This window comes from Tenacibaculum aquaeponti, assembly GCF_057221555.1.
This window is the reverse complement of the sequence record NZ_CM170147.1, coordinates 3,276,759-3,290,985: the sequence shown is the minus strand read 5'-3', so window position 1 is coordinate 3,290,985 and position 14,227 is coordinate 3,276,759. Positions and strand designations below refer to the sequence as shown.

The window sequence follows — 14,227 nt, the reverse complement described above, 5'->3', positions numbered from 1 at the left end:
TTAGGTTCAATGCGTTTAAAAACTTCTTTAGTTATATTATTCATAACTACGTTACAGCTATTTTCTCAAAAAATACAGTCTCCTTCAGAATTTCTTGGTTATCCTTTAGGGTCTCAATTCACAAGACATCATCAAGTTGTAGATTATTTTAACTATTTAGCAGAAAATTCTAATAATTTAAGTTTGGAAAAGTACGGAAAAACGTATGAAAGAAGAATTTTGCAGGTTGCCTACTTATCAAGTAAAAATAATCTTACAAACATTGAAAGTATTAGAAAACAGCATCTAACAAATGCTAATATTGAAAAAACTTCTTCCTTAGAAGACAAAGCAATAGTTTGGTTAAGTTACAATGTTCACGGAAATGAAGCTTCATCTAGTGAAGCCTCAATGTTAACTGCCTACAAATTACTTACCGAAAAAAAAGCTTGGCTCGACAAAACTATTGTGATTATAGATCCTTGTTTAAATCCAGATGGAAGAGATCGTTATGTAAATTGGTTTAATCAAGTATCCAACAGAAATGTAAACCCTAATCCTTCTGCTATAGAACATAATGAACCTTGGATTCAAGGTAGGCCAAATCATTATTTATTCGATTTAAATAGAGATTGGGCTTGGGCAACCCAAACGGAATCTCAACAACGTTTAAATGTTTACAATAAATGGTTACCTCATGTTCATGTTGATTTTCACGAGCAATACATTAATAATCCTTATTATTTTGCTCCTGCCGCTGAACCTTTTCATGAAATTATCACAAAGTTTCAACGTGATTTCCAAGGAGAATTAGGGAAAAATCATGCTAAACATTTTGATAAAAATGGATGGTTGTATTTCACTAAAGAACGTTTTGATTTATTATACCCAAGTTATGGTGATACTTACCCTACTTTTAACGGAGCAATTGGTATGACATACGAACAAGCGGGACATGGAATGGCTGGTTTAGGAATAAAAACTGCTGAAGGAGATATTTTAACCTTAAAAGATAGACTTACACATCATACAACTACTGGACTATCAACTGTTGAAGTTGCCTACAACAATGTTAAAAAATTAAATTCTGAATTTAAAAACTACTACAATACAAACTCATACAAATATAAATCATATGTTTTACAAGGTAATTCCGATAAATTAAGCCAATTAAAAATACTTTTAGATCGTCATGAAATTTCTTATGGAAAAACTACAGAAAACTCTGTTTCTGGTTTAGATTATAATACTGGTAAGAATAGTCAATCTAAAATTAACAAAAATCATATGGTTGTAAACACAAATCAACCTAAAGGAAAATTAATTGAAGTTTTATTTGAACCTAAAACTAAAATTAAAGATACACTAACTTACGATATTACAGCTTGGTCTTTACCTTATGCTTATGGTTTAAATGCTATAGCAAGTAAAAAACAAGTGAATACATCTGCTAACAATTCTGAAAATAAAAAAGCTACTTTAAAAAATAATGTTTATGCGTATGTTTTTGATTGGAATCATGTTTCAGACGCAACATTGTTATCAGATTTATTACAACATAAAATTAGAGTAAGAACTAATGAAAAAGTGATGAAAAACAGCAATAAAGAACTACTTCCTGGTTCTTTATTTATTACTAAAAGAGATAACAAACATATTCCTAACTTTGACCAACTAATTTTAAAAATTAGTTTAAAACACAATAAAGTGAATAATTATATCTCTACAGGGCTATCTGAAAATGGTGTGGATATGGGATCTCCAAGTGTTAAAGAAATAAAGAATAATAAAATTGCTGTTTTAGGTGGTAGAGGAATTTCTACATTAAGTTATGGAGAAGTTCGTTATTTTTTAGAGCAAGATTTAAACTATAATTACAGTTCAATTTCTACAAGTAGTTTATCTGTTAAAACTTTAGCGAAATTCAATACTTTAATCTTACCTAATGGGTATTATAATAGTATATTAAATGAGACTAAGTTAAAAGCTCTTAAATCTTGGATAAATCAAGGAGGTAAAGTAATTGCTATTGGAGGTGCTAACCAAGTTTTTAGTGAGAGTAAAATCTTTAATTTAACTCCTAAACAACTTAAAAAGAAAAAGAAAAAAAATGAAGAAAAACCAATTGTTAAATCAATTTTATTTAAAGATCAAGAAAGAGAGCAAATTAAAAAATTAATAACAGGTGCTATTTTTAAAACAAAAGTAGATAATTCACATCCTTTAGCCTTCGGGTATGATGAAAAATATTTCACTTTAAAATTAGGTAGTAACGCATATGATCTATTAAAAAAAGGAACTAATGTTGTTACACTTGATAATAATAATGTTATTTCTGGGTTTGCTGGTTCTGAAACATTAAAGAAGCAAAAGAATTCGTTGATCTTCGGAAATGAATCTATTGGAAAAGGTAATATAATATATTTAGCTGATAATCCTTTATTTAGAGGTTTTTGGGATAATGGAAAACTTTTCTTTGCTAATGCCATATTTATGGTTAATTAAATTAAAAACAAAAAAGTTTTAGTTATTTTTAACTTTCAAACTAGAAAAATGAGAAATGGTATAACAAAAATGAAGAGTTTAGATATTTATTTAAATTCATTATCTAAAAGTAAGTACGAAGAAATTAAACCTCTTTTAGTTGATAAAAATAAAGCTAGAATAAATATGCTTAGTTTCGACTTACATATACAAAACTATCATTCTTTACTTAAAAGTTCTTCTCTTCAAAAAGATATTTTTTCTTTAAAAAATATAGCTAGTAGTTTTTCTTGGGAAAGTAACATAGAAAGTATTTTAACTAAAAACTCTTTTGAAGCTTTAATCTTAACGGATATCGATAGAAATATTCTTTGGGTTAACGATGGTTTCTCTAAAATGACTGGCTATCCAAAAAATTATGCAGTTAGAAAAACTCCTAGTTTTTTACAAGGACGATCAACATCCGCTGAAGTTAGAGAAAGGATTAGACAAAAACTTCAATTAGGTAATCCTTTTAAAGAAGTTATCATAAATCATAAAAAAGATAAAACAGAATATAAATGTGAGCTTCATATTTTCCCATTAAAAGACAAAAATGAAGTAACTCATTTTTTAGCTTTAGAAAAGCAAATAGCTTAGTTTTTAAGTTATCACAATACATAAAAAAACCTTGAAATTCTATAAAAGAATTTTTAGATATACCAAAATATATTTTAATAATTTGATAAGTCTTGATCAAATCGATGAACTTGACCTGTAGTATCTACATAAATAAATACAAAAAACTTAGTTCTTGGTTTTAAATTAGAAAACTTGTACCATTTATTATTACCTAAACTACCAAGAACTTTAACAGTGTCTCCAGAAAAACGACCTTTAACCCATAAACCTTCGTTAGGCTTATGGAAATAAATTTTCTTTTCAGACAATTTGGATAAAGACATTAAAGAATCATATGTTTTGCCTACGTTATAACTATAGAAAAACAAACTATCTTTTTCCAATTTGTTTACTATATTCATACTATTAATATCTGCTCCATCAAAATTTACATCTAAAATATTAATTATACTGTCCTGTTTCACTTTCATTCTCTCAATAAAAATACCATTGTGATCGTTTATCCAATTTTCATTTATAATATATTCTTTTGTAATTATAATTTTTTTATGTTCAAAAAAAGAACAATTTGAAAAACAACAAACTAAAGTACTTAAGATAAAAAACTTCTTCATTTTAAATTATTTCTTTTTGAAAGCTAATAAATGATAGCGATACTAATAATATTTTTCTAATCATAACAAATTTGACTTTAGTAAAACTAACTAATAATATCCTCACTAAAAAAACAACCTCAAGAATATTTTTAATTCTCAAGGTTGTTATTAATACAAACAATATAATCTTATTAACTCTAACTCTTTTTTTTATCTAATGCAAAAGCTACTAATTTAGAAGAATCATAAGCATCTATTTCATGATCTCCGTTAGTTGCCAAAGCATTAACATATAATCGTTGTGCAAAAGCTGCTTTCTCTTCACTAGCACAAATACCCAATAAATCTGCAGGTTTAAATGTTTTTGTGTATTCACTAAATTCATTTCTAATATAATTTGGACTAGTTGTTGTTATTGCATTTCCAATAACCATTCCTCTTGCATTCGTTTTTCTTGTTTGAACAGAATCACTACATGTTCCTTTTTGAACCACAAAACTTAAATCAGCAAAATTGTGAGGATGATATGCTCTAAATTTAATTTCAATGTTAGAGTTTACATTTTCATAAGGTACAAAACCACAACAAGTAGGATTTACCTCTACTCCATCAACTTTTATTTTATAAATATCTGCTTGAGTAGAACTATTATCAATTCTCATGACCATTTTAAATGCACTACAAGTATTCGTTCCTATATTATTAACTAGATTTATTGCTGGCGCATTTATTGAAGGTGTAAACGTATCAAAATCTGGAACTTGAAATAATTGATTCGGTATATTAGTTACTTTGTTACCGTTTTTATCAAAAAGTTCTAATATAAACTCATATAAACCATCTCCTTCTAAAGAAGAATCAAAAGCTATAGTTCTTGTATTTCTATCCCAATCTGCGTCTTGTTCTGAAGCGTTAAATGGTGCATCTTGCGGTGAACTCGTTGGAATTAAATATAAATTTCTTTCTGAAGCAACATCAAAAGGACCTAGCTTAACACTATTGTAATTAAAATGTAAATGTCCGTTGCTATCTCTAAAAGTATATGAATATGATTTTCTAACTAAATTATCTAAGCTTTTATATGTACTTACAACGTCGGATAAATCAGCATTTTTAACTTTCTTAAACGACCATCTGTAATAGATGTATTTATTACTAGGTAAGTCTTTACTAAATTGTACTATAAAAGATAAATTCTTTCCAAAAGGCCTTCTAAAATTCCCTTTTGTTTCATGCTTATCTGTTAATCCTTGTCTTTTTAAAATTTTACCTTGAATTGGAACTCCATCCACATCTCTTTGTTCTATGTGAGTAACACTAGTTCCCCAATTAATTGTTTTAATCCAAATTAATTCACCATCTAAATCGTTAGAACACTCCCAACGAACTCTTTCATCTGTTACATTTATATTTACCTCTGTACCACATTTATAATTCCAATATGTATTACATGATAACCATGGCTTATATACTGTTACCCACTGATCATCTATAAATGCTTCTACCCAGAAATATAAATCGGGATGATCTCCAAATATTGCATAAGAAATTTCAGTATCAAAATCTCCATTATTATCAGTATATACAGTAGTTAAGTGATCACACTTATAAAAATAATGCCACAACCAAGGAACTAAACAAATCACAGGATGAAATAAAGAGAAGTTATTTAAAATTGCCTCTCTTATTAATTTTGGATTTTTACTTTGTAGTAAGTTTAAAACTTTTTCATTTTCAATAATTGGTTGAGTAGCCTTGGATAAAATTAATTTATTTTCTTTTGGGAACTTTAAATTTAACTCAGGTCTTTTAGTACCCTCAAAAAAGTTAAAATCGAAGTTTAAATTTGGTAATGGAAATGGCCTTGGTATTTCAGGAATTTCTTTTATAGTTGGAATAGGCATTGGTATTTCAGGATACAATATTAAATCTGGAATTTTAATAATGATATCATCTGGTACTTTTGGTAGTAACCATTCTATCCTATCTACTTCGCAAATATGAACTCTAACATTACATAAGCCTTTTCTATCTTTAAAATTATTGATATTAAAAACTTTAGATACATTTCCAAGAACTCTACATTTTTTTCTAAACCAAAATGCAGTTAATTTATCAGGAATGGCTAGTGCTTCTAACTCATTGTTTCTATTTATTCTAACTTTTGGTCGATAAGCTTTGTGTTTACTCGCTAACACAGCAAAATCAGTCTCGTTTGAAATTGCTTCATCATTTGGTAATACTAAAATTGATGAATTATCCCTTCTATCAAATTTAGTTTTAAACTTAGCCTTATCATCTTTTATGATTACTTTTTCAACTAACTTCTTATTTCTATCAAATAAATAAGCAATTAATTCAAGTGATTTCGTTTTTTCACTTGACTTAAAATGAATCGTAGTGTTTTTTTCTTTGGTTGACATGATTTCAAAAGGTTTATAATTTACCTCTGCAATCTAAAACACAGCAAAGAAGCCAACTCAATGATAAAAACTACTATTTATCAGTTTTTTACCTCAAAAAAACAACGGATTTACACTTTAAAAAAAAGGAGATTTTTATATTATAATAGAGTATTAAACTGGGGTTAAATCACAATACCAAAAACTTGTATCATATTCTTTTATATCTTCTGAAGTATCTGTGTGACAACTTTGATCATCATCTTCATTAAGTGTATATGATTTTAGTACTTTCTCTCCTATTTCAAATCTTACAGGATTTTTAAAAATAGGACCATCAAAACAAAAAGTATGAAATTCACCATTTTCACCACATGGATCTATATTGTCAGGCAATTCATTAATAAAATCTTCATCTATAATACGTCCAACAAACTCTTTTCCTAACAACTTGGCATTTACACAAACTGTAATAGTTTTAAATCCTAATTGTAAAAATTCTTTAAGCAATTCTTTAGTATCTCTTTTCCATAATGGATACACTCCTTTTAAACCAACTTCTGCTAACTTTTGATCTCTATATTTTTTTAAATCCTCTAAAAAAATATCACCAAAAATCGCATAATCTAAATGTTCATCTTTAAAAGAAGTTAAAGTTTCTTTCATCTTTTGATTATACATTTCCATAGTTACTTGAGCAGGAAAATATAATTTCTCTGAAGGAAAGCCGATAGCTTTAACTTGCTCATCAAGTAATTCTTCTCTTAATCCATGCATAGAGATTCTACGATACTCTTCATTAACATTTGTCAATAATTTCTTAATATCGTATTCTTTATCTTGTAATACTTTATACAATGCGAATGCAGAATCTTTACCTGAGCTCCAATTAAAAAATGCTTTTTTCATGATGTAAAAATAAAAAGAACACAACAAGTGTGATCCTTTTATATAATTTTTTCCTGTAGTGTTTCTTTTTTAATTAAAATATAATTCCTTCAAGTTATTATTGAACAACATATTCCAAATAAAATTTAATGATTGTTAATGATAATATTTTCTTTAAATCCTTTGATAAGTAACCAAATTGGTAATAATAATTGAATAAACGCCATTGGTAACATTAGACTCATACTTATACCGTGACCGAAAATAGAAGACAACATTTCAATAAACATCAGTATTGATGCTATTATTCCGACTAATGAAATCAATTTTGGTACTAATTTAGCAATAAATAAGGTATAGTATAATACAAAAACTGGAAAACAAGAAGTTAATAATGAAAAATAATGTGTCCACCAGTGTTTCTCAGAGAATACTTTTTGAAGAGCATTTAAGGTATCAATATTCTTAATATCACTAGAAACTTTACTAAGTTCTAATAATGAAAACACACTTCCATTATCAATAACAATTGCTATAAAGTTTAACAAAGTAAATGCAAAATAAAGTCTAGCTAAATTGGTGCTATATGTTTTAAAAACTGGAAATAATAATACTGCAATACTAATAGATAAAATTCCACTTAGCATATTTAACAAAGTAGAACTTATTAGTTGATTTTGATGAGTAGCAGTTTCTTTTAAAATATCATCAGATAATAATGGTGCTTGCAAAACTTGATAAACAGTTACTCCTGCAAAAAAAATAAAAAGGAATAAAACACCTACAATTCTTGCAGTTTTTTGATTAGATTTCATAGTTTGTTCATTTGATTAATTAATCAGAAGACGAACTATAAATCAAACTGTTACAATATGAATGAGATTTAACTACTTATTTCTTTTTTGATTTAAAGGAACAGGACGTTCTTGTTTTACTGTTGGTTTTCCATATAAATCAAAATCTCCAGCATCATAAATTTCAACATCAATAAACTCTCCTAATTTAATATAATGTTCTGTTGCATCAACAATAACATCATTATCAACATCTGGCGAATCAAACTCTGTTCTTCCGTAATAATACTCTCCATCTTTTCTATCGAATAAACAACGGAAAGTCTTTCCTATTTTCTCTTGATTCAACTCCCAAGAAATCTGACTTTGAACTTCCATGATTTCATTTACTCTACGGAATTTTACATCTGCAGGAACATCGTCTTCTAAAACATAAGCTCCAGTATTTTCTTCGTGAGAATATTCAAAAGCACCTAAACGCTCGAAACGCATTTCTTCAACCCAATCTTTTAACTCTTGGAATTGCTCTTCTGTTTCTCCAGGATATCCAACAATTAATGTCGTACGAATTGCCATATCTGGAACAAACTCTCTAAACTTATGAATTAAGCTTGTTGTTTTTTCGTGAGTTGTTCCACGTTTCATCGATTTTAAAATCTCTGTATTAATATGTTGTAATGGAATATCTAAGTAATTACAAACTTTAGGCTCTGTTTTCATTACTTCTAATACGTCCATTGGAAACCCTGTTGGGAATGCATAATGCAAACGAATCCATTCAATTCCATCAACTTTTACTAGCTCTCTTAATAAATCTGCTAAAGCTCTTTTCTTATAGATATCTAAACCATAATAGGTTAAATCTTGAGCAATTAACATAATTTCCTTAATTCCATTTGCAGCTAACTTTGTAGCTTCAATCACTAGATCTTCAATTGGTGTAGATTTATGTTTTCCTCGCATTAATGGAATTGCACAAAATGAACATGGACGATCACAACCTTCTGCGATTTTTAAATATGCATAATGCTTTGGTGTTGTTGTTAAACGCTCACCAATTAACTCGTGTTTGTAATCTGCTTCTAATACTTTTAAAAGATTTGGCAAATCGTGTGTACCAAAATACTGATCTACATTAGTGATCTCTTTTTCTAAATCTGGTTTATAACGTTCACTTAAACAACCAGAAACAAAAACTTTATCTACTTCACCTCTTTCTTTTTTTTGCGCATAATGTAAAATTGTATCTACACTCTCTTCTTTGGCTTTACCGATAAAACCACAAGTATTAATAACTACAATATTTCCATCATCTTCTGGATCTTCATGTACAACATTTTTACCATTAGCTTTTAACTGCCCCATTAACACTTCACTATCGTAAACGTTTTTAGAACAACCTAAGGTTACCACATTGATCTTATTTTGTTTTGTAGATTTAGTACGCATCTATCTAAAAATTTAAGGTGTGCAAAATTATGATTTATTCGTCATAAATCACTCATAGTCTTTAGGTAATTTTCTAGCTTTCGATAATTTTTCAAAAGCCATTCCTAATGATAACAATTTAAATTCTGTTTTTGGTAACCCAATGAAAGTTAAATTAATAGGCTCACCTGTTTCTTTATATCCCATCGGGATTGTTAAATTAGGATATTCGGCTACAGCTGAATATGCTGAATGAAAATTATTAATAGAAAGGATTGCATCTAATTTTTCTTCTTCGAACACTTGATAAAAAGAAACTCCTGCCTCTTTCAAATTTAATTTTACTTTCTCAAATTCTTGAGTAGTTGTTGAATCGTTTACTATTCCTTCAAACAATTGCTGACCGTAAGGCGCTCTCAAAATTGAATCTTGCTCATTAAATATGACAAGATCTTTTACTGTTTTTTCTGAAACTTTCTTATCACCTAAATACTTAGATAAATCATGTTTCATATCAATATTTAATAAGGTTAGGAAACCTTGCAAACTTCTTTGTTCTGGTGATATTTCAACAATTGTAGCTCCTGCTGATTTTACCTTATCTATTGTTTTCTTGTAAATAGAATCATTTAATAATGCTTTGAAAACTCCTAACTTTTTCCCTTCTAAACTTTGCTTTTTAAACTGCTTCTCGTTTTCAGTTAATTCAAACGATTTTTCGTCTGATGTATCTTTCCCTAATAAAGCTTTCAAAAGAATATAATTATCTATTACATTTTTTGTCATTGGACCAGGTGTATCTAGTGTACTAGAAATTGGAATTATTCCTGAACGACTTAGCAAACCGATTGTTGGTTTTAGTCCTACAACTGAATTCTGACTTGAAGGTGAAGTTATTGATCCTGCTGTTTCTGTTCCTATAGTAGCTACGGCATAATTTACAGCAGTTGCGACACCACTTCCAGAACTTGAACCTCCTGTTTCAAATATTTTTCTTCCATAAGGATTTAAAGTCTGGCCTCCAATCGCACTATATCCTAACGGACAACCAGTACAAAAATAGTATGCCCATTCGCTTAGATTTACTTTTCCTAAAATTAAAGCTCCATTTGCTTTTAATTGTTTTGTAATAAAAGCATCACTTGTTTTATTATCCTTTAAAGCTAAAGCTCCTGCTGTTGTAGGTAAATTTTCTGTGTTAATATTGTCTTTTAATAGAATAGGCATTCCGAATACCGATTCATTAGAAATATTTTGATCTTTTAATTCTTTATCTTTTTGTTTCGCTTCCTCAATTACTTTAGGATTTAAACTAATAATTGCATTTAAGTATTTTGTGGAATCACTTTCAAACTTTCTAATTCTATACAAATAAAATAGTGTAAGATTTTCATATGTTAACTTCCCATCTTTTATTGATTGCTGAATTGAAGGAATAGATTGTTCGATAATTAATGGCTTTAAACTTTTATAATTTTCTTCTGAAAATTGCTTTAAATCTTTTTGAAAAGGTTTAAAAACTTCATTCATATCCAAAAATTTAGATCGTAGCAGTTTAAACTTCATTCTTGGGTTCTCATGTTCTTGCTGTGCTTTTAATTCAGCAGTTTCATCATAATTTGTAAAGTATTGAATCTCCTTCTCTTCTTCCTTTTTACATCCTATTAAAACTAATATAGCGAGTAGTGTTATTATATTTTTCACGAAGTGGTTTTTAAATTGATTGACTTTATAAAGATATGAATATTTTAAGTCGCTAAAAACTACGTCAAATCAGGTTATTGTGAATATCTTATATTTGAGTTTGGAAATACTATGTTATGATAAAGAAAGTTTTCTTAATATTAATGATCTACTTTTTATTTTTTTCATGTAAAAATGAAGGAGATAAAAAAACATCAACTTTAACGAGTTCTACTTCTGAAAAGACTGTGGAAGCTAAAGAAACTGTAAAACCTATTGAAAATGGCACTACTTTGAAGGATACAATCGTTGAATCTAAAGATTTTCGTATTTCAAAAATTGAAAAAAGTAATGTTGACATTTCTGACAGTCAAAGAACCCTTAACTTATATGATAAAACTGGAAAAGTAATTTCTGCTTTAGAGATTGATGCTGAATTTTATGAAAACGATGCTAAAGTTTTTGAAATTAGGCATCATAATCTAGATAATGTAAATAGAGTTATCACTTTTGATATAGATGAATGCCCTTGTGCTTGTACTATAACTAAAGTTTATATTTTAGAAACTCTTGATCGCAAATATATAAAACTACCTGATGTAACTTTCGATATTGAAGAATTCGGAGAACCAGAATCTTACTATACTTTTGGTAAAAAAAACACCATATATAATACATTAAAAACTTATAAATATTTAGATGGTAAACCAAAAGTTGATCTTATTTTAAGACAAGAAAAACTTACTTGGGGTGGATTGGATATTAAACAAAAACATGATTTATCGCAAGATTTATTAATTACTACAGCCAAAAAAGGACTTGTTGTTCGTGACAAACCTAGTCTTAAAGGAAATAAAATAGGCAAATTCCCTTTTAGAACTCAAATTATTGTACAAGAAGTAACAGATCAAAAGCTAGAACTTTACGATGAAGGAAAAATTATCAAAGGAAACTGGGTTAGAGTAGAAAACTACACTAATAATAACTGGACAATAGGTTATGTTTTTAATGGATTTACTGAAAAAATCTTAAATGAATAAATTAAATCCTTCCATAAAACTTCATACTTATGTAGACACTTTTTTAAGTCTTTGGATTTTTATTTTCACATACTATATAAGACCTTTCGATAGTGGGAATTTTGGAAATTATCTTTGGTGGGAGTTTTTAAGTATTGGATTTAGCTTTATTACTTTTTTAAGCTACTTTATCATTTCGATATTACAAGATTCTATTTATCAAAGATTTGAAAAATGGAACATTGTACTAGAAATTCTATCTATTTTATGTTTTCTTTTTCTGAATTTAATTCTTACTTTCTTGTATTATAAAAGTCCTTTTTTAAATGGAATTTGGTCATTTAATCAGTTCTTTCATGGCAATTTAAAATCAGCTCTAATTTTTATCCCAATTATAATATTTGCAAGAAACCTAACTCTTAAACAACTACCAAAACAGATTAAAGAAACAATAATAGAACAACCTAAATCTATAAATAAAGAAGAGAAAAAAATCACTATAAAAGGTGAATATAAATTAGATATTTTAAAGATTAAAAAGGAAGATTTAATCTGTATTTCTAAATCTCAAAACTATGTTGAAGTCTTTTTTTTAGATCAGAACAATATCAATTCTAAATTAATTAGATCATCCTTAAAAAAAATTCATTCCGATTTCAATTTTCTTACTCAAGTACATCGATCTCATTTGATAAACCCTTCTCATTTTAAATCTTGGAAAAACTCAAATACTATTTTACTTACACAAATTGAAATTCCTGTATCTAAAAGTTTTAAAAACAATCTTAGGTCAATCTGATTTTCGCACCTAAAAACAAACCTTTCGCAACTATCAGCTGTTCTTGTAGACTTTCGTAGTGTACAACCAAATATTTTTATTGCAAAATATTTACATACTATGAGAACACTTTTTGTGCTTAAAGCACTTTTTATTTTTACTTCAATATTTTCTCAAGTCTCTTCTGAATTTTCAAAGGATATGGAAAATGATATTACACATTTTATTGAAAGTAAAAAGCAATTTTATAATTCTCCGAATATTGCTGTAGCCATTACGGATGAAAATAATACAATATATCTAAAACACTTTGGAAATGGAAAGAAAGGAGATCGATATTTAATTGGATCTATGTCTAAATCTTTTACAGCATTACTAATTCTTAAACTTCAAAAACAAGGGAAACTTAATTTGAAAGATCCTGTTTCTAAATACTTAAAATGGTTTCAGTATAAGGATAAAACGAGATCAGACAAAATTACCATCGAGAATTTACTTCGACACACTTCTGGTATTTCGACTGAGTTGGGAAGAACATTTAAAACAAATACTAATTTTAACTATGTAGATTTCTACATCAAAAAACTCAAAAAAATAGAGTTGAAAAACAATTCTAAAATACCTTTTATTTACTCTAATGTTAACTACAGATTATTAGGTTTAATTATTGAAAATATTACAGGTAAAACTTATGATGAATGTTTAAGTGAAATGATTTCTAGCCCGATGAAATTAAATAACACCTCAGGTAAAACAAACACTAACCTTATCGATAGTTATCAATATTTTCTTAAATATCCTATTCTAAAATTCAATAAAGATTTACATTCTAAAGAAGTTCCTTCTGGTTTAATTTCCAGTTCAGCTAATGATATGTCTATTTATCTCCGAAACATTATGAATAGCTACAATAACGACTCTAATACTATTTTAGATTTTAATACTGTCAGACTATTGTTTACTGCAAATGAAAAATCTAATTATGGATTTGGATGGCGAATTGTTAATGATATATTTTACCATTACGGGACAAATAAAAGCTTTGAATCTAGCATGTATATACTACCTTCTATCAATAAGGCTATTGTCGTATTAATTAATTCTAACCAAGCTCCTGATGCGGAAATTATTGATGGTATTGCAAGCATTCTATTAAACCAAAAATTTAATAACAAATCATCTTTCCAATATTATAGAAATTTACCTCTTATTGTTTTTGTTTTGGCTCTTGTCTTTTTGTTCCAATTTTGGAAGTGGAAAAAATTAAAATTTCCTAGACGAGTTTCTTTTAAAATAATCACTAATTTATTTTTATTATTAGGTATTACTTTAAGTGTATCAATTCTTATTATTTTTCCAAAATTAAATGGAGTTTCATTGAAAACAGCTTTACAATTTGATCCATCAACTGGATATAGTTTGATTTTGAGCATTCTTTTCTTAGTTCTTACTTTCTTTTTAATATACTTTAATAAAGCTTGTAAACAGTTAAAAAAATAGCTTCAAAATAAGAAAGCTACTTTTTAAAAAGTAGCTTTCTTATTTTTTGTATACA

General features: G+C 27.8%; 11 protein-coding genes. 5 read left to right on the top strand and 6 right to left on the bottom strand.

Annotated elements, in window-relative coordinates; genetic code table 11:
- Positions 1-9: 9 nt before the first annotated feature.
- Both AC2TEO_RS15015 and AC2TEO_RS15010 read left to right on the top strand, forming a co-directional pair.
- Entirely contained in the window at positions 10-2,484 is a 2,475-nt protein-coding gene (locus AC2TEO_RS15015) for a M14 family metallopeptidase (RefSeq protein ID WP_442265592.1), read from the top strand.
- A 48-nt stretch (positions 2,485-2,532) separates the two neighbouring features.
- Entirely contained in the window at positions 2,533-3,102 is a 570-nt protein-coding gene (locus tag AC2TEO_RS15010; RefSeq protein ID WP_442265591.1) for a PAS domain-containing protein, read from the top strand.
- 74 nt (positions 3,103-3,176) lie between these two features.
- Here the strand turns inward: AC2TEO_RS15010 and AC2TEO_RS15005 are convergent, their stop codons facing one another.
- From AC2TEO_RS15005 to AC2TEO_RS14980, 6 genes are all read right to left on the bottom strand, one after another.
- Complete coding sequence (locus tag AC2TEO_RS15005) at positions 3,177-3,698, bottom strand: hypothetical protein (RefSeq protein ID WP_442265590.1); 522 nt, start codon at positions 3,696-3,698, stop codon at positions 3,177-3,179.
- A 179-nt stretch (positions 3,699-3,877) separates the two neighbouring features.
- Positions 3,878-6,103 carry a hypothetical protein gene (locus tag AC2TEO_RS15000; RefSeq protein ID WP_442265589.1) on the bottom strand — a complete coding sequence of 742 codons (2,226 nt, stop codon included), beginning with the start codon at positions 6,101-6,103 and terminating at the stop codon, positions 3,878-3,880.
- Positions 6,104-6,256: 153 nt separating this feature from the next.
- Positions 6,257-6,991 (bottom strand): Dph6-related ATP pyrophosphatase, encoded by a 735-nt coding sequence (locus AC2TEO_RS14995; RefSeq protein ID WP_442265588.1) that lies wholly within the window; start codon positions 6,989-6,991, stop codon positions 6,257-6,259.
- A gap of 125 nt (positions 6,992-7,116) precedes the next feature.
- Positions 7,117-7,785, bottom strand: coding sequence for a DUF4386 domain-containing protein (locus AC2TEO_RS14990; RefSeq protein WP_442265587.1), 669 nt, complete (start codon positions 7,783-7,785; stop codon positions 7,117-7,119).
- A 72-nt stretch (positions 7,786-7,857) separates the two neighbouring features.
- Complete coding sequence (gene rimO / locus AC2TEO_RS14985) at positions 7,858-9,213, bottom strand: 30S ribosomal protein S12 methylthiotransferase RimO (RefSeq protein WP_442265586.1); 1,356 nt, start codon at positions 9,211-9,213, stop codon at positions 7,858-7,860.
- A 48-nt stretch (positions 9,214-9,261) separates the two neighbouring features.
- Positions 9,262-10,896, bottom strand: a complete 1,635-nt coding sequence (locus AC2TEO_RS14980) for an amidase family protein (protein WP_442265585.1) — start codon at positions 10,894-10,896, stop codon at positions 9,262-9,264.
- A 116-nt stretch (positions 10,897-11,012) separates the two neighbouring features.
- Between AC2TEO_RS14980 and AC2TEO_RS14975 the strand changes: the two genes are divergently transcribed.
- The 3 genes from AC2TEO_RS14975 to AC2TEO_RS14965 all read left to right on the top strand — a co-directional run bounded on the left by AC2TEO_RS14975 (position 11,013) and on the right by AC2TEO_RS14965 (position 14,172).
- Positions 11,013-11,915 carry an SH3 domain-containing protein gene (locus AC2TEO_RS14975; RefSeq protein WP_442265584.1) on the top strand — a complete coding sequence of 301 codons (903 nt, stop codon included), beginning with the start codon at positions 11,013-11,015 and terminating at the stop codon, positions 11,913-11,915.
- The gene (locus AC2TEO_RS14970) at positions 11,908-12,693 is read left to right on the top strand and encodes a LytTR family transcriptional regulator DNA-binding domain-containing protein (RefSeq protein ID WP_442265583.1); all 786 of its coding nucleotides are present in this window, start codon (positions 11,908-11,910) and stop codon (positions 12,691-12,693) included. Before AC2TEO_RS14975 ends, AC2TEO_RS14970 begins: the two co-directional genes overlap by 8 nt.
- Before the next feature lie 99 nt (positions 12,694-12,792).
- On the top strand, positions 12,793-14,172 hold the full coding sequence (locus AC2TEO_RS14965) for a serine hydrolase (RefSeq protein ID WP_442265582.1): 1,380 nt from the start codon (positions 12,793-12,795) through the stop codon (positions 14,170-14,172).
- Positions 14,173-14,227 lie beyond the last annotated feature (55 nt).